Genomic DNA, 26,006 nt, shown 5'->3' on the forward strand with positions numbered 1-26,006 from the left:
GCGGGGTCGCGATGAGGTGGCCGGGTTCGCGATGCGGAATCCGTTTTTCCTGAGCTTCAACCCGCGCGTGTCGCGCCAAGGCAGGGCCGGACAGGAATGCCTGTCGCGCGCTCAGGCCGGAAACTTTCGGTGCTCCCCGTCGCAATCCGGGCAAGCGAGCTATTGCGAACTATTATCATTGGTGTAATTGCGCGCGCCGTGGTTCCTGTCTGTGAGGTTGCGATGCGCGTATTGTTTCGGAAGTCCCTGCTGGCCGGTGCGGCGCTGGCGGCATTGACGGGATCACTCCCGGCTTACGCGGCCGCGCCGGGCGATTCGGCGCCCGCCGACAACGGCAATGACGATGTGGTGGTGCGCGGCGAGAAGGTGGTGGGGCAGGCCTCGTCCGGCACCAAATCCGATACGCCGATCGTCGAGACTCCGCAGTCGATCAGCGTCGTCAGCAGCGCGGATATCAGCCAGCTCGGCCTCGCCAATCTCAATCAGGCGCTGCGCTATGTCGCGGGCATCACGCCGGAATCGCGCGGGGCGAACGCGGAGATCTACGACCAGTTCAAGCTGCGCGGTTTCGATGCGCCGCGCTACCTCGACGGGCTGAAGGTGTTCAACAGCGCGACCGGCTATGCCGACCAGCAGGTCGATGTCTCGCGGATCGACCGGATCGAGGTGGTGAAGGGGCCAGCCTCGGTGCTCTACGGCCAGTCCAGCCCCGGCGGCCTTGTCGCCATCTCCAGCAAGCTGCCGCTCGATCAGGGCTTCTACGGCGCGGTTTCGGGGACATACGGCACCTACAATCTCTATGACGTCGAGGCCGATGTCGGCGGGAAGATCGACGGCAACGTGCTGTGGCGCGTCTATGGCGCGGTCAACGGCGCGGATACGCAGCAGAGCTTCGGCGTCCGCCGCCGCCAGACGGTGAGCGGCGCGGTGACGCTCGGCGCGGGAGGCGACACGACGCTCACCCTGCTCGCGGCCTATTCGCACGATCCGCAGAACGGCAATTACGGCAGCGCGCCGGCGATCGGCACCGTCTATGCCAATCCCAACGGTCGGATCGCCACGCAATTCGCCGACGGCGAGCCGGGCGATTTCTTCCACCGCGAGCAGACCGGGCTGACCTATATCCTCACGCATCGCTTCGGCGGCGGCTGGGCGTTCCGGTCGAGTGGGCGCTATCAATATGTCTCGACGCGGCTCGGCGCGATCTACCAGACGGGCATCCCGACCGACGCGACGCTCACCACCTTCGGGCGTGCCGCCTATGCGACGAACGAGACGATCCGCAACTGGACGTTCGACAACCAGCTCACCGGCCAGATCGGCACCGGGCCGCTCACCCATCACCTGATCTTCGGCCTCGACCGGCAGGTCGCCCATTCGAGCGAACTGGCCGCGTTCGACAGTGTCGTGAACGGGCAGGCAGTGACGCCGATCAATGCCTATAACCCCGTCTACGGCACCACGCCGGTGCCGCTGACGCCCGGCGCGATCGGCACGCCCTATTCCTATGGCGCGCGGCTGCGGCAGACTGGCCTGTACGCGCAGGACCAGATCGCGTGGGGCGGCCTGCGCCTGACGCTGAGCGGCCGCCACGATTGGGCCGACACCAAAAACGGCGCGGAGCAGCGCGACCGCAAGTTCACCTGGCGGGTCGGCGGGCTTTACATGACGCCGATCGGCCTCGCCCCCTATGCCAGCTATTCCACCTCGTTCGAGCCGCAGATCGGGCAGGTCCAGCATGCGGACGGCAGCATCACCGGCGCCAGCCCCTCGCTCGGGCGGCAGATAGAGGCGGGCGTGAAATATCAGCCGCCCGGCACGCAGATCCTGCTGACCGCCGCATGGTTCCGCATCGAGCAGACCAACCTGCTCACCAGCATCCCCAACAGCAGCTATTCGACGCAATCGGGCGAGGTCCGCTCCGAGGGCGTCGAGGCGGAGGCGACGGTGCCCTTGCCGCAAGGCTTCACCTTGCGCGCGGCGTTCAGCCACCAGAACGTCAAGACGGTGCGCGACGACGAGACGCCGGCGAACATCGGCAAGGGGCTGATCGGCGTCGGCAAGGGCAATGCCGCGCTCAACATCGACTGGGCGCCGCAGGGCGGGCCGCTGGCCGGGCTGACGATCGGCGGCGGGATGCGCTGGGTCGACAAGGTCTATGGCGGCAGCGACACCAACACGCCGTCCTATACCCTGTTCGACGCGCTCGCCCGCTATGATCTCGGCCGTGCCGATCCGCGCCTGAAGGGGGTGGAGATCGGCATCAACGCGACCAACATCTTCGACAAGTCCTATCTCACGAGCTGCTATCTCAATGGCGTCGGCTGGTGCTGGTATGGCCAGCGCCGCACGGTGCAGGGAACGATCGGCTTCCACTGGTGACGAAGGCGGCCGCCCCGTCGCTGCGCTACCGGCTCGCGGTGTTGTCGCGCGCGGTGGCGGCGGTCGTGGGCGGCTATGGCGTGGCCGTGCTGCTGGCGGTGGCGATCTCGTGGCTGCTGCCGCTGTCGCGCGAGGAGGCGTCGATCGTCGCCACGATGGTCGCGCTGCTCGGGCTGCCGGTGGCGGTGATGGGGTGCTTTTATGCGCGCACGGCGTTGCGCGCATGGATCGGCCTCGCGATCGCCGCCGCCGTGCTCGCGGGCATCGCCGCCGCGATGGGATGGCGGCCGTGAAGCCGGGCTTTCGCGGCTCGATGACCTGGCTCCACGACTGGTCGGGCCTGATCGTCGGCTGGCTGCTGTTCGTCATCGCGCTGGCTGGCGCGCTCAGCGTGTTCCGTAGCGAGATCGGCAACTGGATGCGCCCGGAGGCGCGGTGCTGCGCGGTCGGCAGCGTCGAAGCGGGGAGCGCGGCGGTCGATTGGCTGTCGCGTCATGCCGCGCGCTCGCCGGCCTGGTATATCCAGCCCGCCGACGCGCGCTCCGCCACCAGTTATGCGGTGTGGACCGCCAGCGACGGGAGCTACGCGCAGAAATGGCTCGATCCGCGCACCGGCAGCCCCGCGACGGTGCGTGACACATTGGGCGGCGACTTCTTCTACCGGCTGCATTTCGAGCTGGAGATGCCCTTTCCATGGGGGCGGATGCTGGCGGGCGCGGCGGCGATCGCGATGCTGCTCGCGGTTATCACCGGCATCGTCGCGCACCGGCGATTCTTCGTCGATTTCTTCACCTTCCGCGCGGGCAAGGGGCAGCGGAGCTGGCTCGATGCGCACAACCTGCTCGCCGTCACCGCTCTGCCGTTCCACCTGATGATCGCCTTCACCGGCGCGCTGACGCTCGCCAACCTCATCATGCCGTGGGGCGCGCTATCGATCTACCACGGCGACATGGAGGCGATCCGCAAGGACCTCTATCCCGCCGCGGTCGACCGCCCGGCGAAGGGCGTCCCCGCGCCGCTCGCGCCGATCGGCCCGATGCTGCGCGCAGCCGAGCGCCATTTCGGCGGCGGGATCGCGCAGATCGCCGTGCTCAACCCCGGCGACGCGGCGGCGGTGGTATCGGTGACGAGCGCGGAGGACAGCCGCATCGGCATCCAGCGGCAGAACATCAGCTTCGACGGCGTGACCGGCCGCCCGATCGCCGTGCATGACGAGAAACGGCCGGCGCTGCGCACCTTCAATTTCCTCTATGCCCTGCACACCGCGCGTTTCGGCGAACTGGCGACGCGCTGGCTCTATTTCCTGTGCGGGCTGATGTTGACCGCGCTGATCGGCGCGGGCCTGATCCTGTGGACCGAGAAGCGCCGCGCGCGCCGGCGGGGCTTCGGCTTCGCGCTGGTGGAGCGGCTCAATATCGGTTTCGTCGCGGGGACGCCACTCGCGTTTGCCGCCTTCATGGTCGCCAACCGGCTGCTGCCGTTCGGCTTGCCGGAGCGGGCGGCGGCGGAGGTGCGCGCGATGTTCTGGCTGTGGGGGGCTGTGCTGCTCTATGCGTTGTTCCGCCCGGCGCGGCGGGCGTGGCGTGAGGTGCTGGCGGCGGCGGCGGCGATGTGCGCGGCGATCCCGCTGGCCGATCTGCTCGCGGGCACCGGGAGGCTCGATGGTCTGCATATCGCCACCGCCATCGTCGCCCTTGGCCTTGCCGCCGGCTTCGCACGCGCGGCGGCGCATAAGACGGTGACGGCATGATGCCCGCGCTGCTCACCTCTTTCGGCGCGATCCTGCTGATCGGGCTGGCCACGCCGAGGCAGGCGGATCAGTGGCTCGGGCGCGGATGGAGCGGCGAAAGGCGGCGCATGTTGCGTTATGCCGGCTTCGCCGTGCTGGCTCTGTCCTTCCTTCTCCTGCCCCGCATGGACCTTCCGCGCGCGATCACGGGTTGGATCGGCGCGCTGGCCGTCGAGGGGGTCGCGGCGGCCTTGATGCTGCGAAAGCGCCGGCGCTGACCGCTTTCGTATGACGCCGCTGGCGAGCCGGACGTCGCGATGGATCACCCACAATCCAGCGGCAATCCGCCTCACTCGCGATACTATGCTGGCAGCACGATGACGCTCGGGCCGTCGGCGAAGCTCAGGCCAGTCGCGCCGGGCTGGTGTTCCGTTCGCAGCAAACTCCCGTCTTCCTGAATGCGGAAGGCGCTCACAACCACCTTCGATCCTTGCCTGAACACCGGGGAGGAGACCAGATACAGCCATTCCCCGCCGGTGGAACGGGCGAGGGCGGCCGGACCGGGAAGAGTGACGAAGGGTGATCCAGGGACGGGAACCAGATCGCCGTTCGCCTGGATTTCATATCCGGTGATGGAATCCGAGAAGGTGTTGGCGAAATAGACGAAGCGCCCGTCCGCGCTGAAGACGGGATTGTGAGGTATCTTCCCGGTCGGATAGGGCGATCCGGCGAGTTCGCTCAGGCTTCCGTCCGCCCCGATCCGAAAACCCGCGATCGATTTCGACTGTTCGTTCGCGACATAGAGATAGCGGCCATCGGGCGAGATGCCGGGAGTGATCGGGAAGACGCCGGACGAGATCCTGCGCTCGACCGGCTTCGAGAGGCTGCCGTCCGGCCGGATTTCCAGCCGGATCACCGCTTTCGCGAGAACGCTGGCGACATACAGGCTCTTGCCGTCAGGCGAGATGATCGGTTGCGCCGCGCCGTCGAGGCGCCGCCCCAGCGATACCGGCGCCTTTTGGGGGACGGGCAATCCCTGATCGTCGATGCGGAAATGGGCGATGCGGCCGAAGAAGAAGCCGGCCGGCCCCCGGCCCATCCCAAGATACAGGTCGCGGCCGTCGCGCGAGATCGCCATCGTGACCGGGGTGATCGATCGGGGAAGCGCGAGCGGGGCGCCCGCCGGGGTCAAGGTGCCGTCCTCCTCCACCCGGAAGGTCGCCAGTTGCGGAGAGGAGCTCTGGTGCCAGCTTACCGGCGTGCCCAGCCCGAGGCCCGGGGCGACATAGACGAAGCGCCTGTCGGGGCTTGCGATGATGTTGAAGGTGCCCGCGCCGGTGGGGAACGGCGAACCGGGCAACGATCGCATCGCGCCGTCATCGAAAAGATCGAAGCCGGCGATGCCGCCGCTCTGGGCGACGACATATAGCCGATCGATGACCGTCCTCGTTCCCGCATCCGTCAAGTCGTGCTCCTTCGCGTGGCGTCGTTGATAAGGCGATCATCCGACAAATCCGGCCGCCGCGTTGCCCCCAAAAATGGGGGCATCAGGGGCGGCGACACCTTCGTAACCTCGCATCAAACAGCCGGCCGATCGCGATCGAGCCGGGGAGACGGATGGGAGGGGAAGATGAAGCGTTATTCCTGCCTGGGCGGATTGATCCTCGCCTGCATGCCGGGGCTGGCCATGGCGCAATCCGCGCCGCCGGCGGAAGGGGCGGATAACCCGTCCGACGCGAAGGATATCATCGTCACCGCGCAGCGCCGGGCGGAGCGGCTGGTGGACGTGCCGATTTCGGTGAACGTGCTAGGGTCAGGACTCGTTGATCAGAGCCAGAAGATGACGGTGGCTGCGAGTGCGATGGCAGAGAAGAACACCCGCGGGCACCGGTCGTAGCGTGTGGCGACGCGCCGCCAGTCCTTGAGGCGGCCGAACATGATCTCGATGCGGTTACGGCGTCTGTACCGGCGCTTGTCGTATTTGACGGGCTGCAGCCGAGATTTGCGGCCCGGAATGCAGGGCTTGATGCCCTTCGCCTGCAAAGCCTCTCTGAACCAGTCGGCGTCATAGCCGCGGTCACCCAGCAGCCATTTCGCTTTGGGCAGGTCGTCCAACAGAGCCGTAGCTCCGGTGTAGTCGCTGATCTGCCCGGCGGTCATGAAGAAGCTGAGCGGGCGGCCGTTGGCGTCGGTGACGGCGTGAAGCTTGGTGTTCATGCCGCCCTTGGTGCGGCCGATCAGGCGCCCGAGATCCCCTTTTTAACCCGCAGGCTCGAAGCTGTGCGGTGCGCCTTCAAATAGGTCGCATCAATCATGATCGTCGCTGGTTCGGCGCCTTCAGCAGCCAGCCCTTCCATCATGCGAAGGAACACGCCCATATCGCCCCATCGCTTCCACCGGTTGTACAGCGTCTTGTGGGGGCCATACTCCTTGGGCGCATCGCGCCAGCGTAGCCCGTTGCGGTTCACGAATACGATGCCGCTCAACACCCGCCGATCGTCAACACGCGGCTTGCCGTGGCTCTTGGGAAAATAGGGGCGCAGACGATCCATCTGCTCGTCAGTCAGCCAGTACAAGTCGCTCATTCTCAGTCTCCTCACGGAGCCTGAATCAGATCGCGCTTCTCATATCAATGGGTCCTGACCCTAGATCAGCAAGACCTCCAGACCAGGCATATCGATGCGCTCTCCGACATCTCCAAGAGCGTGACGAGCCTGCGCTTCGAGGGCAACGCCCCGGCCTTCCAGCCGACCCTGCGCGGCATCGGCACGCTCGATCAGGGCGCGGGCGTCGATGCCAGCGTCGCGGTATATGTCGACGGCGTCTACATGGCGAACAACTACGGCATGTATTTCAACCTGCCGAACGTCGCCAACGTGCAGGTGCTGAAGGGGCCGCAGGGGACTTTGTTCGGGCGGAACGCGACCGGGGGCGCGATCCTGATCTCGACGCAGGAGCCATCCGACACCTTTACCGGCAATTTCAAGGCGTCTTATCAGAGCTACAATGACGTGAAGCTCACCGGCTATGTCTCCGGGCCGATCGCGGACGGCGTCTATTTCGGCATCGGCGGCTATTTCCGCAAGGGCGACGGATACAGCAGGAACATCGTGACCGGCGCCGACGACGACGGGCGGATCAAGATGTTCGACATCCACCCCGATCTGGTCGTCAACGTCACCGACCGGCTGAAGGTGCGCCTCACCTACGACCATAGCTATACGTTCGACGCCTCGACGCTGCCGATCGTCAACGGCGACGGCTATAACGGCATCGGCGTGCTCAACGCGGTGGTGCCCGGCATCAACGCGATCATCGCGACGAAGCCGGGGGAGACCGCCGAGAACGTCCTCCCGATCAACCTCAACACCAGCGACGCCGGGTCGATGATCGCGGAATGGTCGGTGTCGGACGAGGTGAAGATCAGGAGCGTGACCTCCTATCGCAGCGACAAGCAGATGTTCGCCACCGATGCGGATTTCACCAACCTGCCGCTGGAATATGTCGCCGCGGAAACCTCGAACAAGAGCTTCTCGCAGGAAGTGACTGTCTCGGGCAAATCGGGTGGGCTCGATTGGGTGACGGGCGTTTTCTATTTCAACAATATCGCGCGGGAGCCGAATGACCGGGCGGTGCTGGGGCCGGTGCCGGCGCTCGGCATCCCGGAGATTTCCGCGACGCTCAAATCGCTGAGCGTCAAGACCGACGCCTTCGCGGTGTTCGCGGATGGCACCTATCAGCTCAACGATCACGTATTCCTGACGGCGGGCGGCAGATTCAGCTCGGAACGCAAGGTAGCGGATTCGCCTGAGCTGCCGCCGAGCGCGCTCATTCCGGTGATGCTGCCGGCGACGCATGGCGAGAAGACCTGGAACAGCTTCACGCCCCGCGCGGTGGCTCGTTACCAGTTCGACGACAACGCCAACGTCTATGCGTCGTTCAGCCAGGGATTCAAGTCGGGCGCCTATACCGGCTTCCCGCCCAACCGCGTCGAGCCGGAGCATATCGACGCCTATGAGATCGGCTTCAAACGCGCGTCACGGCTGTTCGACATCAATGCGTCGGCCTTCCTCTATAATTACCGCAACGCGCAGGTGACGGTGATCGACGTCAACCACCCGACCGGCTCGACGCTAAACGCCGGCAAGCAGCGCAACTACGGCTTCGAGCTGGAGCTGTATTTCCGCCCGACCAGGGACTGGAAGATCTCGCTCGCGGGCGCCTATCTCAACGCGACCTACACCAGCTTCGTCGGCGCGTCGCAGTTCGTGAAGGGAGCCGATGCCAGCACCTTCGGCCTGCCGGGATGGTTGCAGGTGCCGACCGATGCCACGGGCACGGTCGTTCCGCGCTCGCCGAAATGGACCGGGAATTTCTCGACCAGCTACGACATCCACGTCGGCGACGCGACATTGCGGCTCGCGGGGAACGTGAGCGCGACCAGTTCCTTCTATCATTTCCCGGCCGAGAGCTTCCGCGAGCCGGGTTACGCCCGGGTCGACCTCAATGCGACCTGGATCGCCCCCGGCGGCCATTGGCAGGTGGAGGCCTATGCCACCAACCTCACCAACCATCGCTACGCGACCGAGCGCACGGGAGGACCGGTCGGCACCGCCGTGCTTTACGGCGCGCCGCGCGTGTTCGGCGGCTCGGTCGGCTTCAACTTCTGATGATGGCCGTGGGTATAGCGGGATCGCCGCGATCGAGGAGCAATCGCCCCGGAAATGGACCTCACGGCGCGGCTCGCCGCCGGTTGAGCTTTCGCGCGGGGCCGGTCACCCGCGCATCCCTGACGGAGATGTGGACATGACATATCTGAAGCGCGTTCCCGCCGCCCTGTTCCTCGTCGCGCTGGCGGCATCGGCTGGCGCGCGGACAAATCCCTCCCGCGCCGAACTGGAGAAGCAGGGAAAGGAAACGCTGGCGGTGATGGAGCGCCATGCGGATGCGATGAAGACGCGTGACGTGGAAACGATCGTGGCCGATTATGCCGACGATGCGATCGTCATCGCCACGCTCTTTCCCAAGCCGATCGTCGGCAAGGCGGAATTGCGGAAAGCGGTGGTGGAGGCGCTGAAGATTCCCCCGATCACCGCGAAGGACGAAACGACCTTCACCACGAAGGAAGCGGTGGGCGAGCTGGGCTATCAGATATTCGAGAATCCCGGCCTGACCGGAACCGAGACCTATATCGTGCGCAACGGCAAGATCGTCTTCGAGACCGCCAACATCACGCTTAAGGACGCGAAGAAATAACGCCGATCATATTCCGGGGGATCGAACAGTCTCCGGGATGGGCGGGAGCGGGCTTCGTGGCCGGCTCCCGCCCTTTTCCCTTAGAACCGCACCTGGACCGATTTGTTCTCGGTATAGGCGGCGAGCGATTCCGCGCCGAACTCCCGCCCGATGCCAGATTGCTTGAAGCCGCCGAACGGCATCACCGGATCGCTTTCGCCATAGGTGTTGATCCAGATGCGCCCGGCCTTCAGCGCGCGCGCGACCTTGTGGGCGCGGCTGATGTCCTTCGTCCAGATGCCGGCGGCAAGGCCATAGGTGGAATCATTGCCCTGGAAGATCGCATCCTCCTCGTCCCTGAACGGGATGATCGCGACGACGGGACCGAAAATCTCCTCGCGCGCGATCTTCATCGCGTTGGTCACGCCGGAGAAGACGGTCGGCTGCACGAAATAGCCCTTGCCTTCGATGCGTTCGCCGCCGGTCATCAGCGTCGCGCCGTCTCCGCCACCGGATTCGATATAGGACATCACGCGCGAAAGCTGCGTGCCGGACACCACCGGCCCGAGGAAGTTCGCAGGATCGAGCGGATCGCCCACCTTGCGCGCGGCGGTGATCCGCGCGACCCGCTCTGCCACCTCGTCATGGATGCTTTCATGCACGAACAGGCGCGTGCCGGAGGAGCAGATCTGCCCCGAATTGCGGGTGAAGCCGTTGACGGCCGCGTCGATCGCCCGCTCGATATCGGCATCCGGGAAGATGATGTTGGGCGATTTGCCGCCCAGCTCCAGCGTCACGCGCTTGAGGTTCCCGGCGGAGGCCTGAAGGATGCGCTTGCCCACGGCGGTCGATCCGGTGAACGACACCTTGTCGATCCGGGAATGGGTGGAGATCGCCTCGCCCACCGTCTGCCCATAGCCGGTGACGACATTCAGCACGCCCGGCGGCAGATCGGTCTCCTGGATCAGTTCGGCGAGCCGGATGGTCGACAGTGCCGCCAGCTCGGAAGGTTTCAGCACCACCGTGTTGCCCGCCGCCAGCGCTGGCCCGATCTTGGTCGGCACGAGCAGCAGCGGGACGTTCCACGGATTGATAAGTCCGCACACGCCGACCGGGTCCTTCAGCGTATAGATGAAGGTGCTGTCGTCGGTCGGCACCGTCGATCCCATGATCTTGGTCGGCCAGCCGGCGTAATAACGGAACACGTCCGCCGCCATCGCGACCACCGCCGTGCTGAACCAGAGTGGCATGCCGTTGTCGAGCGTCTCGATCGCAGCGAGTTCGGCGGCGTTGCGGTCGATCGTTTCCGCGATGCGAAGCAGTGTTTTGGTGCGCTGGTGCGGGGAGATGCCGTGCCAGCTCCGCGCGTTGAACGCCGCCTCCGCCGCATCGACGGCGGCATCGACATCGGCCGCATCGCCCTCCGCCAGCGTGGTGAGCACCTCCTCCGTCGCCGGGTTGACCGTATCGAGTGTCTTGCCGGACACAGCGGGAAGCCATTTGCCGCCGATCAGCAGCGATTTCGGCCCCGCGATCCATTTGCGGGCACGCTCCACCCCGGACAGATCGTATGACGTGGCGGAATTGCTGGTGAAGGACATCCTGGTCTCCTTGGCGCCGCGCGCGACGCGGCTTCATTCTCCGGTTCTTATCGAGAAGGAACGGTTTGCGCGCGCGATGCAATTGACGATTGGCGAAGGCTATTTTCGCCAATGGCGAGAGGAGGCTCGCGCGTTCGTCAACGGCGAACGGCGGTTTCTCATATCAAAAATTGGATCGCAAATTCGGTCGCGTCACTTTCGGGCAAATGCCGGCCGCATCTGCGGGACGGTTGCAGTTGCAGGAGTGATGTCTGGAAATGGGACCCTTGGCTGGCCTTAAGGTCGTGGAGCTTGGCGGCATCGGCCCGGCGCCGTTCTGCTGCATGCTGCTGTCGGACCTTGGCGCGGAAATCGTCCGCATCGACAGGATCGTCGCGTCGGACAGCGGCATCGCGATGGAAAAGCGCTTCAACCTGCTGCATCGCGGGCGCAAATCCGTGGCGATGGACCTCAAGAGGCCGGCGGCGGTGGCGGCGGTAAAGCGGCTGGTGGCGGACGCGCACGTTGTGATCGAGGGCTTTCGCCCCGGCGTGGCCGAGCGGCTGGGGCTGGGGCCGAACGACTGCTTCGCCGTCAATCCGGCGGTCGTCTATGGCCGGATGACCGGATACGGGCAGGACGGCCCGCTGGCGCAGGCGCCGGGGCATGACATCAATTATATCGCGCTCAGCGGCGTGCTGCACTCGATCGGCGAGAAGGGACGGCCGCCGGTGCCGCCGCTCAACCTCGCGGGCGATTTCGGCGGCGGAGCGCTCTATCTCGCGATGGGCGTGCTTTCGGCCTTGTGGGAGAGCCGCGCGTCGGGGAAGGGGCAGGTGGTCGACGCCGCGATGGTCGACGGATCGGCGTCGCTGATGGCGCTGTTCTACGGCTTGCGCGGCGCGGGGCTGCTTTCGGACGAGCGCGGCAGCAACCGGCTCGACGGCGGAACTCCGTGGTACGGCGCCTATGAGACGCGCGACGGGGGTTATATCGCGGTCGGATCGAACGAGCCGCGCTTCTATCGCGAGACGCTGAAGCTGCTGGGACTGGAGGACGCTGGTCTCGACGATCAGGCGGATCGCGGCAAATGGCCGGAAATCCGCGCCCGCTTCGCCGAGGCGTTCCGCGCCCGCGACCGCGACGAATGGTGCCGCCTCGCCGAAGGGCGGGAGGTGTGCATCGCCCCGGTACTCTCACTCGGCGAGGCACCGGACCATCCGCACAATGTTGCGCGGCAGAGCTTCGTGACGGTGGACGATGTGCGCCAGCCCGCGCCCGCGCCGCGCTTCAGTCGAACGCCCGCGCGGATACAGCGCGGCCCCGCCGACGTAGGCGAGCATACGATCGAGGCGCTGGGCGACTGGGGCTTCTCGCCGCGGGAGATCGCCGACCTGCAGGCGGCGGGCGCGGTCGCGCAGCGCGGACAGGAGCAGGGGCGATGATGGGCGCGGCGATGGGACGGCCGCTCGATGGCGTGAAGGTGCTGGCGGTCGAGAATTTCGTCGCCGGGCCGTTCTGCTCGATGTGGCTGGCGGACGCCGGCGCGGAGGTGGTGAAGGTCGAATCCCCCGGCCAGGGTGATTTCTCGCGCAGCACCAGCCCGACCCGCGATGACGGTGAGGGTGTGCCGCAAGGCCTTTCCTTCCTGCGCACCAACCGCAACAAGAAAAGCGTCACGCTGGACCTCAAGCAGCCGGAAGGTCAGGCGCTGTTCCGCGAGTTGGCGGTGAAGGCGGACATTCTCGTCGAGAATTTGCGCCCGGGTGTGATGGAGCGGCTCGGCATCGATTATAACGCGCTGCGCGAGATCAATCCCGGCCTGATCTATGTCGCGGTGTCGGGCTTCGGGCAGAAGGACCTGCTGCCCAGCCCGTTCAAGGACAATCCCGCCTTCGATATCGTCGGCCAGGCGATGAGCGGCCTGATGTACCGGCCGGAGCGGGAAGGCGACCGTCCCACCTATCTGGGCTTCTCGCTCGCCGATCTGGAGGGCGGTATCCTCGGCGCCTATGGCGCGATGCTGGCGCTGATCCAGCGCGGGCGCACGGGCAAGGGGCAATTGGTCGACATCTCGCTTTATGACGCGTCGCTGATCCTCAACGAAATCTCGGTAGCGATGTTCTCGGTGCTGGGCACCGCGCCGAAGCCTGGCCTGCATGCCGTCACCGCGCCGTTCGGCACCTATCGCGCGCGCGACGGCTATATCGTGATCGCGGTGCTGGGCGAGCATATCTGGCAACGCTTCTGCGAGGTGATCGGGCGGGCCGATCTGGTGGGCGATCCGCGCTTCAGGGATGGCATTACCCGTCAGGCGAACAACGCCGTGCTCAACGAACTGATCGAGGCGTGGCTGGCGAGCTATTCGCGCGCGGATGCGGTGTCGCTGCTCGTCAAGGGTGGCGTGCCGGCGTCGATCGTGCAGGATGTGGGCGACCTGTTCCATTGCCCGCACGTCGCCGCGCGCAACATGCTGATGCAGTTCGACGATCCGGTGTGGGGCAAGGTGAGTATCGCCGGCAATCCGGTGAAAATGTCCGCCGTGCCGGAGGCGGAAGCCAGCCTGCCGCCCCGGCTCGGCGAGCATACCGAGAGCGTGCTGCACGACTGGCTGGGCATGGACTCCGACCGGATCGGCGAGCTGCGCGCGCGCGCGGTCGTATAATCCGGGCGAGTGAGGAGCGGGACGATGCAATACAAGACCCGGCGGGAGCCGGAGCGGGCGGCGGGATATCGCGCGAATGGCGACTGGCCGGACGAGACCTTTTCGATCCTGCTGGCGCGGCGGGTTGCGGACACGCCGGACAAGGAAGTGCTGTTCGACGGGGTGACGCGGCTGACGTATCGCCAGCTTTCCGAGGCGATCGACCGGGTGGCGGTACGGCTGCGCGCGGCGGAGCTGGGCGCGGGCGACGTCGTGGCGTTGCAGATCCCCAACTGGAACGAATTCGTCGTCGTTTTCTTCGCGCTGGAGCGGATCGGCGCGGTCGGGCTGGCGATCAGCATCGACTTCCGCAGCCGCGAGGTGGAATATCTGCTGAAGTCGGCCGATTGTCGGGCCTATGTGAGCTGCCCCACGTACAAGGGCTTCGACTATGGCGCGATGATCGACGGGCTGCGCGCGCAGGTGCCGTCGCTTGCCTGGGTCGGCGTGGTGCGCGCCGAGGGGCGGCCCGCCGCGGAGAGCCTTGACGGCGCGATCGCGGGGACGGGGCGCCCGGCCGGTTTCGAGCCGGCGGCGCTGGACCCCGATAGGCTGAGCCGCATCCTGTTCACGTCAGGCACGACGGGCAATCCCAAGGGCGTCACCCACAATCACAACACCTCGCTGTGGCCGGCGCGGATGCTCAACCGCGACATGGGGCTTGGCGCGGACGAGGTGATGCTCCTCTATCTGCCGCTGGCGCTCAACTGGGGCTATCTCACCATCGTGCAGGCGATGATGGCGGGCTGCCGCGTCGTCGTGATGGAGCAGTTCCGCGCGGAGCAGGCGCTGGCGCTGATCCAGTCTGAGCGCGTGACCTATATCCCCACCGCGCCGGCCTCGATCGTGTCGATGCTAAACGTGCCCGATCTGGCGAGATACGACGTCTCCTCGCTGCGGATGGTCATCACCGGCGGCACCTCCTGCCCGCTGGAGCTGATCCGCGCCTTCCGCGCCCATTTCCCATCCGCCACGCTGATCGAGCTGTACGGGATGCTGGAGACGGGAGGGTATCACACCTATACCCGCCCGACCGACGATCCGGAGGCGGTGGCGGGTTCGGTCGGTCGCGTCGGATCGAGCATGAAGCTGCGCATCCGCGACACCGAAGGGCGGCCCGTGCCGGACGGCGAGCCGGGGGAGATCCAGTGCGACGGTCCCGGCATCCAGCTCGGCTATTACAACAATCCCGTGGCGAACGAAGAGGCCTTCACGGCTGACGGCTGGTTTCGCACCGGCGACCTCGGGACGATCGACCCGGCGGGCAATCTGCGCATCGTTGGCCGGCTGAAGGAGATCATCAATCGCGGCGGCAAGAAATATTACCCGCGCGAGGTGGAGGAGATACTCTACGCTCATCCCAAGGTGCTGCACGCGGCGGTGATCGGCCTGCCCGATGCGCGGCTCGGCGAGAGCAACTGCCTTTGCCTCGTTCCCCGGCCTGGCGTCGAGGCGCCAAAGCTGGAGGATTTCGTCGATTTCCTGAAGGGGACGATCGCGACCTACAAGCTGCCGGAACGGCTCGAGCTATTCGATGAGCTGCCTTACACGCCGACGGGCAAAGTCCAGCGCCACGCGCTCGTGAAGCAGGTGCTGGCGCGCGATGCTTCGCAAATGGCGAAAGACGCGTTCCCCTAAGACGCTTTGAACAATCCCCGGCGGCGGATCAGGCTTGCGGCGTGAGGAGGGGGACACCGCGCCCCACGAACTCGCCCGTGCTTACGGCTGGAATGACGGAAAGGGACGATATGGCTATCGATTACGCGGCGCTCGCGACCGGCAAATGGTTCGAGGACCTGGAGCCGGGCAAGGTGTTCAAGCACGCCATCACCCGCACGGTGACCGAAACCGACAACCTGTTGTTCAGCACGCTCACCCACAATTCGGCGTGGCTGCATCTCGACGAGGAATATTCCAAGACGCAGATGTTCGGCACGCGCATCGTCAACAGCATGTTCACGCTGTCGCTGGTGTGCGGCATCCAGGTGGCGGACGTGACGCTGGGCACGACCCTTGCCAACCTTGGCTTCTCGGAGATCAAATTCCCGAAACCGGTGTTCTTCGGCGACACGATCTATGTCGAGACGGAAGTGATCGACCGCCGGGAATCGAAATCGCGTCCCGATGCCGGGATCGTGGAGTTCGAGCATCGTGGCCACAATCAGCGCGGCGAACTGGTCGCCAGCCTCCGTCGCTCGGGCCTGATGGCCAAGCGCCCCGTGGCCTGACGGCGAACCCTCCGGGCCGTCGGGCCGGAGGGACTCAGCCCCGGAAGCGCGGCTTGCGCTTTTCCATGAACGCGCGGCCGCCTTCCTTCGATTCCTCGGTGCGATAATAGAGCGCCAGCGCCTGCATCCCGAGCGCGCCGATGCCGCGGATATTCTCGCTGTCCGCGTTGAAGGAACGTTTGGCGATCGCAAGCGCGGTAGGGCTGCGCTCCATCAGCTCGCCGCACCAGCGAGCGACTTCCGCGTCGAGCTGCTCGTCGGCCACGACGCAATTCACCAGCCCCATCGCCAACGCCTCCCGCGCGGTATAGCGGCGGCACAGATACCACATCTCGCGCGCCTTCTTTTCCCCCACGACACGCGCGAGATAGGCGGTGCCGAAGCCGGGATCGACCGACCCCACTTTCGGGCCGACCTGGCCGAACACCGCATTCTCGGAAGCGATGGTGAGGTCGCAGATCGTCGCCAGGACATTGCCTCCGCCGATCGCATAGCCGCGCACCTTGGCGATCACCGGCTGGGGCACGTCGCGGATCAGCGATTGCAATTCGTCGATCGGCACGCCGATGACGCCCCGGCCGCCATAGCCATCGCCATGCCCGCTCTGGTCGCCGCCGGTGCAGAAGGCCCTGTCCCCGGTGCCCGACAACACGATCGCCCCGATCGCGGGATCGGCTCCCGCCGAGGCGAAGGCGTCGAGCAGTTCCTCCACGGTCTGCGGACGGAAAGCGTTCATCACCTGCGGCCGGTTGATGGTGATGTACGCCGCGCCGTCGACGGTCTCGCGAATGATATCCTGATAGGCGGTCATGGCTTTGCCCTCCGATAGCGGCGTTGCGTGAAGGCAAAGCGCCGGGCGGGCAAATTGCGGATCGCGAAGCGCGGCTTCGTCCGGTGCGAAGCTGCTTCAGTTGATCGTTTCGCCATCCTCGTCGGCGCAGCAGCTCATATACCAGGACAGGAGGTCGTGGTACGAGCCGAGCGCCAGCTTCTCGTACAGGCGCTTGCGATAGCAGATCACCGTCTCGCGCCCGATGCCGAGGTCGAGCGCGATCCCCGAGGCGGTCAGCCCGCGCAGGATGCGCGCGCCGACCTCCACCTCGCGGCGTGGAAGCCGCTCGGGCGCGCGCTCGATACGGCGCTCGATCTGCGCGACGTCGAGCAGCTCGCGCGTCAGCCTGTTGCGCTGCCCGCCATATTCGCGATGCTTGATGAACAGCGGCAGCGCGAGATCGCGCAATATCTCCAGCCGTTCGCGGGATTCGGGGAAGCCGCCCTGCTGCTGCGACTTGGCGAGCGAGATGCCGAGGATGCCTTCCTCGCTCGATCCGCACACCATCACGCGGTCGGAAACCTGCATCGCATCGTAATAGTTGCGCATCTCCATGCAGCGCGTCCCGGCGCGCGTGACATGGAACAGGGCGGCGGCTTCCGGCCGCGTCTCGATCCAGTCGGCGACCCAGGGATCGACCCCGAACAGACGGCGGGAGATATAGAAATCGGCCTGCCGCTCGGCCGATCCGGATGCGTCGAGGCTCACCGAGCGCAGCACGCTCGGCTGGTTGCCGATCATCTTGAAGAAATGGACATATTCGACGTTCGACACTTCCCTCAGGAAGCGCAGCAGCTCATCGGCGAAGCGCGGCGTGCCGAGCGCGCCGACAAGGCCGCCGAGATCGGCGCTCATCAGCCGCGCGTTCTCCCGCGCTCGCGTCGGGTCCGCCAGCATTGTCATCACCATATCGACCTCCTGACCGATCGCTGCTGGCCGGGATGTCTCCTCCCGATACACGCGGCGACCGTCGCTCCTCCTCTCCCGCTCGCGGCGCGCGGTCGGACCGGACGGTTCATGCTACCGTCCTTCGCGTCGAATGTGATGGCCGCGCGGCGCGAATCCAATTGGTGAACGGCGAAGTCGCGCTTCGACGCTCGCGAAATGGGCCTTCATCGCGTGCCGGCGTCGTCTTCCCGGATACCAGCCGCCATGATTTGCAGACACCTCGGCGTCGAAGGCTGGGCCGGGTCGGGAAGGAACCGCTTACCGTGCGACTCCTTCCTTCGCTCAATTCCGGCCGCCCATGAGGCCGCGTGCGATGACCTGCGCCTGGATCTCTGCGGCACCCTCGAAGATGTTGAGGATGCGTGCGTCGCACAGCACGCGGCTGATCTCATATTCGAGGGCGTAGCCGTTGCCGCCGTGGATTTGTAGCGCAGCGTCCGCGTTCGACCACGCGGCGCGCGCCCCGAGCAGCTTGGCCATGCCTGCCTCGATGTCGCAGCGCTTGCCCGAATCCTTGGCGCGCGCGGCGGCGTAGCTCAGCTCGCGCGCGGCGACGAAATCGACGAGGCTGGCGGCGAGCTTGTCCGACACGCGGGGGAAATGGACGATCGCCTTGCCGAACTGCTTGCGCGCAAGCGCATAGTCGAGGCCAAGCTCCAGCGCCCGCCGTGCGACGCCCACCGCGCGCGCGGCCGTCTGGATGCGCGCGCCCTCAAAGGTGCGCATGAGCTGCTTGAAGCCTTGCCCTTCCTCACCGCCGAGCAGCGCTTCGGCCGGCGCGCGCATCGCATCGAACTGAAGGGCATATTCGCGCATCCCGCGATAGCCGAGCACCTCTATCTCGCTGCCGCTCATGCCGGAGGCGGGGAAGGGGCCGCTCTCCGTCCCGCGCGGCTTGGGCACCAGCAGCATCGACAGGCCGGCGTAACCCTGCGCATCGGGCACGGTGCGCGCGAGGAGCGTCATCAGGTCCGAGCGCGCGGCATGGGTGATCCAGTTCTTGGCGCCGTCGATCACCCATTCGCCGGCATCCCGCCTCGCGCGGGTCTGAAGCGAGCCGAGGTCGGAACCGGTGTCAGGCTCGGTGAACACGGCGGTGGGCAGCACCTCGCCGCTGGCGATCCTCGGCAGCCAATGCGCCTTTTGCGCGTCCGTGCCGCCCATCGCGATCAATTCGCCCGCGATCTCCGAACGAGTGCCGAGCGAGCCGGCGCTGATCCAGCCGCGCGACAGCTCCTCGGTGACGAGGCACATGACGAGCTTGCTGAGGCCCAGCCCGCCATATTGCTCGGGGATGCACACGCCGAACGTGCCGAGATCGGCCATCGCCCGCACCGTGGCATCGGGGATCAGGTCGTTGGCGAGATGCCAGCGATGCGCGTTGGGGATGATCTCCGCGTCGGTGAAGCGGCGGAACTGGTCGCGGATCGCGTCGAGATCGGCGTCGTGCAGCGTCTCGCTCGGCCAATGGCCCTGCGCCAGTGCCTCGACCAGCGCCGCTCGGACGGGGGCGAGGTCCTCTTCCAGCAGCGCGGCGCAGGCGTCGGCCAGCATTCTTCCCGCCGCACCGATGCCGAGATCGGACGGGCGCAACAACTCGTTCTGCCCCATCGGCAGGCCGCCGGCGAGCTGGCCGATCGTCTCGGCGAAGGCGAGCCGCGCGACCATCGCGTCGAGCGGGTTGATGCCGTGGCTGGCGCGCACCCAATCAAGCACCGCTTCCAGCGCGGCGACGCTGGTGGCGATCCAGGCGAAGCCGTGCGCCGCGCGCTGATCGGCATCGATCGACCGGCTACGCAGCCGCTCCGTCAGCGCCGCATGCGTCGATGCGCGGAACGCCTGCGCCGCCGCGAGACAAGGCGCGAGATCGTCGATCCGTTCGCCGGCCATGATCGCGCTGCTCATCCCTGCCTCCTCCGTCCGGGGCGCTTGCTGACGCGATCGGCGCCGCGCGTCGACTTCGGATGGGCGAAGCGGAGCTTCTCGTTTGGGAAATCGCTTCAGGCCTGAAGACGCGCGGCCAGGTCCATTTCCGGCGCGATATATTCCTCGACCTCGGTGATTTCCCCATCGCTCACGGCGACCAATTGGGTGATATGCACCTTCCCGATCCGGTCGAGCGTGATCGCGGCCTGACAGAAGAAGCCCTTTGCCGTGGGCACGATCCGTACATTCTCGAACGGCGGAATCCGCCCCGCCGCGTGCGCGGCGTTGAACGCCTGCATCGCTTCGCGATGCGGCATCCATTTGTCGTCCGAACTGTGCCAGATTCGGCAATCGGCGGAGCAAATGTCCTGCAATATCGAGAAATCCCCGCCCATCGCGATGGACCACCCGTCGATCAGCCGCTCGACCTGCGCGTCTGTCATATCCCGCTCCTTGCGATCAGAAACTGTACGAAAGCGATCCGCCGATCACGCGAGGCGGCTGGAAGATCGCGTAGGTGCCGAACGGCCCGCCCTGATATTGCGCATAGAGGTGCTTGTCGGTCAGGTTGGTCACGAACGCCTCGATCTTCCAGTGATCTCCCGTCGGCGTGAACGCGGCGTTCAGCCCCACCGTGGCATAGGCCGGATTACGGAACTGCTCGTTCATCAGGTTGTAGAGGCTGCTGGCGAAGCTCATGTTCGCGCCGAGCCGCACCTTGCCGATCCCGATGTTCAGGTCGTAGCTGGTGGAGACGTTGCCCGACCATTTCGGCGAGCGCGGCACGATCGTCCCGGTCGCGTCCCGTGGCGCGGAGACCCATTGCCCGGCGCCGTTCGCGACCTGGATCGTGGCTTCCCTGAAGTCGGTGAATCGCGCGTTGAGATAAGCGCCCGACAGGTTGATGCGCCACTCCGGCACCGGGCGGATCGTCGTCTCCAGCTCGAAGCCATAGGTGCGCTCGCCGGGCGCGTTGATCGTGACGCCGAGATTGGTCGTGAAGTCGAAGGTCGTGACCTGGAAATCGGTGTATTTGTAATAGAAGGCCGCTGCGTTGAGATCGAATAGCGGCGAGGCGTGCTTGTAGCCCGCCTCATAGGCGGTGACATGTTCGGGCTTCACCAGGTTCGGCGGGAAGCCGGCATAGGCGCCCGGCTTGTAGCCCTTGCTGAACGAGAAATAGACGTTGTCGCCGGGATCGAACTGATACCGCAACGCGGCGCGTGGGGTGACGGCGTTCCAGTGGCGATGATCGCTCACCACGGGCGGGACGCCGCCATATTGCACCGCAAGGTCCTTGCGCTCGCTGCTGAAGCGCGCGCCGGCGGTCAGGAACAACCCTTGCGTCAACTCATAGGTGCCGTCGGCGAACACGCCGATCGCCTCGCTCTTGATCTTCGAGGAATCGATCATGTTCGAAACGCCGAAAGAGGTGATCGTGGTGAAGGGGGAATCCGCGATGCTGTTATAGTAATTCGCGCCCGCGACGAGATCGAGCGGGCCGGATTTGTGCGAGACGGTGAATTCCTGCGAAAAGGTCTTGAACTTCAGCATCTGCGCGACCGAAAGCAACGGCAGGTTCGACATGTCCGCGTCGGAGACGAACAGGTTGGAATCGTGCCGGTAGCTGGTGACGCTCTTTAGCGCGGTGCTCTTGCTCAGTTGCAGGTCGCCGATCGCGGTGAAGGCGTCCGCCCTGGTCAGGTTGACCGGGGCGGTGTCGGCGGCGAAGCGGGGGAACTGGCTGCTGATCAGCGCACCGGGGAAATTGCGGGCCAGGGCATAACCGTCGACGTTGAACAGCCCGAGCGACGAGGTGTCGAACGCATAGCTGTGCTCGTAGATCAGCCGGATCTTGAGGTTGTCGTTGTTGCTGAACAGCAGGCTGGGCCGGATGTTGAACAGCTTCAGCCGGGCGTCGTGCTGGCCGTTGGCGATGTTGACGGTGAAGCCGGGGCTTTCCCGATAGAAGCCGCTGACGCCGATCGCGATGTTCGACGTGATCGGGCCGGACAGATAGCCCTGCACGCGCCCATCGTCATAGCTGGCATAGGTTCCCTTGACGTTCCCCGTCCAGGTAAAGGACGGCTGGGCGGTGGAGATCAGGATCGCGCCGCCGGTCGTGTTGCGTCCGAACAGCGTGCCCTGCGGGCCTTTCAGCACCTGGACGTCGCTGACGTTCGGCAGGTTGAAGTTCATGCCGCTGGAATTGGGCAGATATACCCCATCGACATAGACGGCGACGCTGGCGTCCACCCCGCCGCCCTGCACCAGCGTGCCGATGCCGCGTAGCGTCGGCTCGAACTGGGGCGCCTGTCCTTCGAAGCGCAGGCTGGTCACCGCTTGCGTCAGGTTGGCGAGGGAGTCGATGTGCTTCGCCTCCAGATCGACCGAATTGATCGAATTGACCGACAGCGGCACGTCGACCAGCCGCTCGGCGCGGCGCTGTGCGGTCACGATGACGTCTAAGCCGTCGGTCACGGCCGGCCGCGCCTGATCGACCGCGGTCGCGCCAGCATCCTGCGCGAGGGCGTGAAACGGTGCGAGCACGGCTATCGTGCTGCAAAGCAATGCGGATGTTCTCACGATCCTCTCCCTGAAGACATTGGCAGATCGACGCCACGCGCCGGTCTGATCGCCGGCTTCGCTGCGCATCGTCGCTCGTTTGGGATCACCGTTCTGCCCCCATCGTTGGGGACAGCGGGGAAGTGTCTGCCGGGTCTAGGACCATTCCATCGGCGCCTGCGAGGAAGGACGGGCGATCTCGTCCCCCGATGCCGGGAATGCCGGCGCGTGCGGCTCGCCATAAACGGTGTCCCAGGGAGATGGCGCGTGGAGAGGATGGAGCCGATGGCAAGGATGGAAACCAGCAGCATCATCGCGGCGCGCGACCGGCTGGGGGTGCGGCCGGGGCTGTTATATATCGACGGTGCATGGCTCGATGGCGGCGAGGGGCGATACGACCAGATCCACCCCGCGATCAACGAGGTGGTGACGAGCTTCATCGAGGCGGGGCGCAGCGGGGTGGACGCGGCGGTGGCGGCGGCGCGGCGCGCGTTCGACGCGGGGCCGTGGCCGCACATGGCCGCCCGCGAGCGCAAGCGCATCCTCCAGCCGATCGTCGAGGCGATCTACGCCGCCGAGGACGAGATCGCCGAACTTCAGACGCTCGACAACGGCATGCCGATCACCTTCAGCAAGGGCGGGCGCGTCTCGGGGCGGGTCGCGGCCGACATGTTCGATCACTACGCTGGGTGGATCGACAAGATCACCGGCGAGACCTTCCCGCAATATACCGGCACGACCAACCTCCATTACCTGACCTTCCGCGAACCGATCGGCGTGGTCGCGGCGATCACGCCATGGAACGGGCCGGTGTTGACCTTCGCGATGAAGGTCGCGCCGGCATTGGCTTGTGGCAATACGATCGTCCTGAAGCCGTCGGAACTGGCGGGACTGGCGATCGCCAAGCTCGCCGATATCCTCGCGCGATCCGATCTGCCGCCGGGGGTGTTCAACCTCGTCACCGGCGGGCCGGCGACTGGCGAGGCGCTCTCCACCCATCCCGGCGTCGACAAGGTGAGCTTCACCGGCAGCCCGCTGGTCGGCGAGAAGATCATGTCGACGGCCGGGAGCAACATGAAGCGGCTGACGCTGGAGCTGGGCGGCAAAAGCGCGGCGCTGGTGTTCCCGGATACGCGCGACGTGCGGGTGGCGGCGCGCAACCTGATGGGGCTATGCTCTACCTTCCTGTCGGGGCAGGTGTGCTCGACGCCGACGCGGGCGCTGGTGCACCGCTCGATCCTCGACGAGTTCGTCCACCATGCCGCCGAGCAGGTACGCGAGGTGCGCCTCGGCGACCCGTTCGACCCGGCGACCACTTCCGCCCCGATCATCTCGAAACGGCAGCTGGAGCGCGTGCTCGGTTATATCGATATCGGGCGCTGGGAGGGCGCGCGGCTGGTGTTCGGCGGCGACCGGCCGGGCGGCGATCTCGCCGACGGCAATTGGGTCAACCCGGCGCTGTTCGTCGATGTCGACAATAACATGCGTATCGCGCGGGAGGAGATATTCGGTCCCGTCCTGTGCGTCATCCCGTTCGAGGAGGAGGCGGACGCGATCCGCATCGCCAACGATAGCGATTATGGCCTGTCCGGCGGCATCTACACCACAGATCTCACGCGCGCGTTCCGTGTGGCCAAGGCGATGCGCACCGGGTCGGTCGGCGTCAACGGCTATTCGGTGATGCCCAACTCGCCCGCGGGCGGGATCAAGCGCTCCGGCCTCGGCCGTGAGGGCGGCTGGGCGACGATCGAGGAGTTCACCGAGGTCAAGACGGTCATGCTCAACCTCGATGCGTAACGGCACGGGCGTCAGGAGCCGGAGTCGAGGAACACGCCCTTCGCCATGCCGTCAGCGATCTCGGCGGCGTCGAAGCCCCAGTCGGCCAGCGCCCCGCGCGTCTGCTCGCCCACGCGCGGCGGTCGCCCGCTGATCGCGCCGGGCGTGCGCGACAGACGCGGGGCGGGGCGGGGGTGTTGCAGCCCGTCGAATTCCACGAGCATGCCGCGCGCGCGATTGTGCGGATGCGTGGCGGCTTCCTCCAGCGTCAGCACCGGCGAGAAGCAGGCATCGGGGCAGTCCGCGAAGATCGCGACCCATTCCTCGCGCGTTCGCCGCGCGAAGGTGTCGGCGAGGATGTCGCGCAGCGCCGGCCAGCCGGCGCGGTCGCCGCGATCGGGCAAGGCGGCGGCGTCCAGCCCGAGCCGGGCGATCAGCGCCGCGTAGAACCGCCCTTCCAGCGCGCCGATCGCGACGTGCTTGCCGTCTTTCGTTCGGTAAGTCGTGTAGAAGGGCGCGCCGCCGTCGAGCAGGTTCGCGCCGCGTTCGGGGAGGAGTTGATCGGCCTGGCGCATCGCATGGAACATGGTGAGCAGGCTCGTCGTCCCGTCGATGATCGCGCCGTCCACGACCTGTCCCTCGCCCGATCGCCGCGCTTCATGCACCGCGCACATGATGCCGAACGCGAGATAAGCCGCGCCGCCGGCATAATCGCCCAGCAGGTTGAGCGGCACGACCGGATCGCCGCCCGGCGGCCCGATCAGGTCGAGCGCGCCGGTAAGCGCGACATAGTTGATGTCGTGCCCGGCATCCCGTGCCAGCGGGCCATCCTGCCCCCAGCCGGTCGCGCGGGCATAGACCAGCCCTCGTTGCCGCGCGAGGCAAACCTCCGGGCCCAGACCGAGCCGCTCCGCCACGCCGGGACGGAAGCCTTCGATCAGGACGTCCGCCTGCTCCACCAGCCGGAGCAACGCGGCCAGCCCCTCCGAGCGCTTGAGGTCGATCGCGACCGAGCGTTTGTTGCGATCGCGCAGGTTGAAGCGCGTCGGCAGCTCGACGGGAAGATCGGCGCTGGCGATGCGGTCGACGCGGATCACGTCCGCGCCCATGTCGCCGAGCAGCATCCCGCACGACGGCGTCGGGCCGAGACCCGCGATTTCGATTATCCTGAGATCGCCCAGCGGACCCATGCCGTGTCCTTTCCGCGTTTCGCGCTGCTGGCGACGAGGATGGCGGATCGCGGCACGGATCGCAATATTTATCGGCCCACCGTTAGAAAAATTGAAGTACTCGCCTCAGCGCGCCAACTCGCGTCGTCGGGACAAGCCGCTGGTGCGTGCCTCGTTGGTCAATATTCCTTCGAGCATGGAGGATTCGATCATGTCGCACACGCCATCGATCGTCATGCGCGAGGGGCGGAACCATTCAATCACGCCGTTCATCGAATCGAGCAGGAAGGATATGAAGGTGACGCGGTCGATCGCGGCCGAAAATTCGCCGTCCTTCACGCCGCGATCGAACACGTCGAACCAGAGCTGGGCATAGGCGAGCCGATTGCTTCGCGTGCGTCGCTTCATCACCGGCGGCAGGTATTCGTAGATGCGCAGATAGGTGTTGGCGTCGTCGCGCACATCGAGGAAGCAGGTGACATGCGCGCGGATCATCGTGCGCAATCGCTCCGTCGGACCCGCCTGCTCGCCCAGCGCGGCGACATGCTGCAGCACCGTCTTGGTCAGCCGTTCGATACCGGCAAGCAATACCTCGTCGAGCAGCACCTCCTTGGATGGGAAGTGATAATAGACGCTTCCCGCTTTCAGCCCGCTCAGCGCCGCGATGTCGCGTAGCGAGCAATCGGCATAGCCCTTCTCGGCAAAGCGCCTCGCCGCCGCCGCCAGGATGGTGGCGCGGGTGATATCGCCCTTTTTCTGGGCCTTTTTCTTTTCCTTCGGCTCGACGTCAGACAACGCGCCCTCCTTTCGATCCGTTCGGCGGCGGGGGATGGATAGTCGCTTGCCGGTTATCGGTCCAGCCATGCCCCCGCGCCGTTCGCCGGACAGAATATCGCATGCGGGCATTGACGGGTGAAGCAAAAAATGCCTAA

At 66.1% G+C, this 26,006-nt stretch carries 23 protein-coding genes; 13 read left to right on the forward strand and 10 right to left on the reverse strand.

The window, feature by feature from the left end:
• Positions 1-222 precede the first annotated feature (222 nt).
• The 4 genes from F9288_RS13690 to F9288_RS13705 are packed head-to-tail and all read left to right on the forward strand — an operon-like array spanning position 223 to position 4,389.
• The gene (locus F9288_RS13690) at positions 223-2,382 is read left to right on the forward strand and encodes a TonB-dependent siderophore receptor (protein ID WP_174837298.1); all 2,160 of its coding nucleotides are present in this window, start codon (positions 223-225) and stop codon (positions 2,380-2,382) included.
• A complete protein-coding gene (locus F9288_RS13695; protein ID WP_217482525.1) occupies positions 2,379-2,675 on the forward strand; it encodes a DUF3649 domain-containing protein in 297 nt (98 codons plus the stop codon). The genes F9288_RS13690 and F9288_RS13695 overlap by 4 nt, the downstream gene beginning before the upstream one ends.
• The gene (locus F9288_RS13700; protein WP_254620885.1) at positions 2,663-4,132 is read left to right on the forward strand and encodes a PepSY domain-containing protein; all 1,470 of its coding nucleotides are present in this window, start codon (positions 2,663-2,665) and stop codon (positions 4,130-4,132) included. The genes F9288_RS13695 and F9288_RS13700 overlap by 13 nt, the downstream gene beginning before the upstream one ends.
• Entirely contained in the window at positions 4,129-4,389 is a 261-nt protein-coding gene (locus tag F9288_RS13705; RefSeq protein WP_217482526.1) for a DUF3325 family protein, read from the forward strand. The genes F9288_RS13700 and F9288_RS13705 overlap by 4 nt, the downstream gene beginning before the upstream one ends.
• Before the next feature lie 83 nt (positions 4,390-4,472).
• Here the strand turns inward: F9288_RS13705 and F9288_RS13710 are convergent, their stop codons facing one another.
• Positions 4,473-5,576: a beta-propeller fold lactonase family protein gene (locus F9288_RS13710; RefSeq protein ID WP_174837300.1), complete on the reverse strand. Its 1,104-nt coding sequence runs from the start codon at positions 5,574-5,576 to the stop codon at positions 4,473-4,475.
• A gap of 165 nt (positions 5,577-5,741) precedes the next feature.
• Between F9288_RS13710 and F9288_RS13715 the strand changes: the two genes are divergently transcribed.
• Positions 5,742-6,008: a hypothetical protein gene (locus tag F9288_RS13715; RefSeq protein WP_174837301.1), complete on the forward strand. Its 267-nt coding sequence runs from the start codon at positions 5,742-5,744 to the stop codon at positions 6,006-6,008.
• On the opposite strand, the gene F9288_RS13720 is transcribed toward F9288_RS13715, so the two are convergent.
• A protein-coding gene (locus F9288_RS13720; protein ID WP_174834848.1) for an IS5 family transposase occupies positions 5,939-6,696 on the reverse strand; the annotation gives its coding sequence in 2 pieces (ribosomal slippage) (positions 5,939-6,363 and positions 6,363-6,696; 759 coding nt in all). The genes F9288_RS13715 and F9288_RS13720 overlap by 70 nt on opposite strands.
• Positions 6,697-6,750: 54 nt before the next feature.
• Here F9288_RS13720 and F9288_RS13725 point away from each other — a divergent pair.
• On the forward strand, positions 6,751-8,781 hold the full coding sequence (locus F9288_RS13725; RefSeq protein WP_302675334.1) for a TonB-dependent receptor: 2,031 nt from the start codon (positions 6,751-6,753) through the stop codon (positions 8,779-8,781).
• A 136-nt stretch (positions 8,782-8,917) separates the two neighbouring features.
• Positions 8,918-9,367, forward strand: coding sequence for a nuclear transport factor 2 family protein (locus tag F9288_RS13730; RefSeq protein WP_174837303.1), 450 nt, complete (start codon positions 8,918-8,920; stop codon positions 9,365-9,367).
• Positions 9,368-9,447: 80 nt separating this feature from the next.
• On the opposite strand, the gene F9288_RS13735 is transcribed toward F9288_RS13730, so the two are convergent.
• Positions 9,448-10,947, reverse strand: a complete 1,500-nt coding sequence (locus F9288_RS13735; RefSeq protein WP_174837304.1) for an aldehyde dehydrogenase family protein — start codon at positions 10,945-10,947, stop codon at positions 9,448-9,450.
• On the opposite strand from F9288_RS13735, the gene F9288_RS13740 reads away from it, so the two are divergent.
• The 5 genes from F9288_RS13740 (at position 10,937) to F9288_RS13760 (ending at position 15,858) form a co-directional block, all read left to right on the forward strand.
• Positions 10,937-11,227, forward strand: coding sequence for a hypothetical protein (locus tag F9288_RS13740; RefSeq protein ID WP_174837305.1), 291 nt, complete (start codon positions 10,937-10,939; stop codon positions 11,225-11,227). The two genes, F9288_RS13735 and F9288_RS13740, sit on opposite strands and share 11 nt — an antisense overlap.
• Positions 11,205-12,371: a CaiB/BaiF CoA-transferase family protein gene (locus F9288_RS13745; protein ID WP_174837306.1), complete on the forward strand. Its 1,167-nt coding sequence runs from the start codon at positions 11,205-11,207 to the stop codon at positions 12,369-12,371. Before F9288_RS13740 ends, F9288_RS13745 begins: the two co-directional genes overlap by 23 nt.
• Positions 12,368-13,591 (forward strand): CaiB/BaiF CoA-transferase family protein, encoded by a 1,224-nt coding sequence (locus tag F9288_RS13750; protein ID WP_174837307.1) that lies wholly within the window; start codon positions 12,368-12,370, stop codon positions 13,589-13,591. Before F9288_RS13745 ends, F9288_RS13750 begins: the two co-directional genes overlap by 4 nt.
• 24 nt (positions 13,592-13,615) lie before the next feature.
• On the forward strand, positions 13,616-15,268 hold the full coding sequence (locus tag F9288_RS13755) for an AMP-binding protein (RefSeq protein ID WP_174837308.1): 1,653 nt from the start codon (positions 13,616-13,618) through the stop codon (positions 15,266-15,268).
• A gap of 110 nt (positions 15,269-15,378) precedes the next feature.
• Complete coding sequence (locus F9288_RS13760) at positions 15,379-15,858, forward strand: MaoC family dehydratase (RefSeq protein WP_174837309.1); 480 nt, start codon at positions 15,379-15,381, stop codon at positions 15,856-15,858.
• A 34-nt stretch (positions 15,859-15,892) separates the two neighbouring features.
• Here F9288_RS13760 and F9288_RS13765 read toward each other — a convergent pair whose 3' ends face one another.
• The 5 genes from F9288_RS13765 to F9288_RS13785 form a co-directional block, all read right to left on the reverse strand.
• Entirely contained in the window at positions 15,893-16,669 is a 777-nt protein-coding gene (locus tag F9288_RS13765) for an enoyl-CoA hydratase-related protein (protein ID WP_174837310.1), read from the reverse strand.
• A 96-nt stretch (positions 16,670-16,765) separates the two neighbouring features.
• Entirely contained in the window at positions 16,766-17,599 is an 834-nt protein-coding gene (locus F9288_RS13770) for a LuxR C-terminal-related transcriptional regulator (protein ID WP_174837311.1), read from the reverse strand.
• Between the two features lie 321 nt (positions 17,600-17,920).
• On the reverse strand, positions 17,921-19,543 hold the full coding sequence (locus F9288_RS13775; RefSeq protein WP_254620886.1) for an acyl-CoA dehydrogenase family protein: 1,623 nt from the start codon (positions 19,541-19,543) through the stop codon (positions 17,921-17,923).
• Positions 19,544-19,638: 95 nt separating this feature from the next.
• Positions 19,639-20,007: a hypothetical protein gene (locus F9288_RS13780; RefSeq protein WP_174837312.1), complete on the reverse strand. Its 369-nt coding sequence runs from the start codon at positions 20,005-20,007 to the stop codon at positions 19,639-19,641.
• A 16-nt stretch (positions 20,008-20,023) separates the two neighbouring features.
• Positions 20,024-22,045 carry a TonB-dependent receptor gene (locus tag F9288_RS13785; protein ID WP_174837313.1) on the reverse strand — a complete coding sequence of 674 codons (2,022 nt, stop codon included), beginning with the start codon at positions 22,043-22,045 and terminating at the stop codon, positions 20,024-20,026.
• A gap of 369 nt (positions 22,046-22,414) precedes the next feature.
• Here F9288_RS13785 and F9288_RS13790 point away from each other — a divergent pair, with 369 nt between their 5' ends.
• Positions 22,415-23,926: an aldehyde dehydrogenase gene (locus F9288_RS13790; protein ID WP_217482527.1), complete on the forward strand. Its 1,512-nt coding sequence runs from the start codon at positions 22,415-22,417 to the stop codon at positions 23,924-23,926.
• 11 nt (positions 23,927-23,937) lie between these two features.
• Here F9288_RS13790 and F9288_RS13795 read toward each other — a convergent pair whose 3' ends face one another.
• Complete coding sequence (locus F9288_RS13795; protein ID WP_174837314.1) at positions 23,938-25,095, reverse strand: CaiB/BaiF CoA-transferase family protein; 1,158 nt, start codon at positions 25,093-25,095, stop codon at positions 23,938-23,940.
• A gap of 105 nt (positions 25,096-25,200) precedes the next feature.
• The gene (locus F9288_RS13800; RefSeq protein ID WP_174837315.1) at positions 25,201-25,869 is read right to left on the reverse strand and encodes a TetR/AcrR family transcriptional regulator; all 669 of its coding nucleotides are present in this window, start codon (positions 25,867-25,869) and stop codon (positions 25,201-25,203) included.
• Between the last annotated feature and the right edge of the window lie 137 nt (positions 25,870-26,006).

It is taken from the genome of Sphingomonas sp. CL5.1, assembly GCF_013344685.1.
Classification (GTDB): Bacteria; Pseudomonadota; Alphaproteobacteria; order Sphingomonadales; family Sphingomonadaceae; genus Sphingomonas.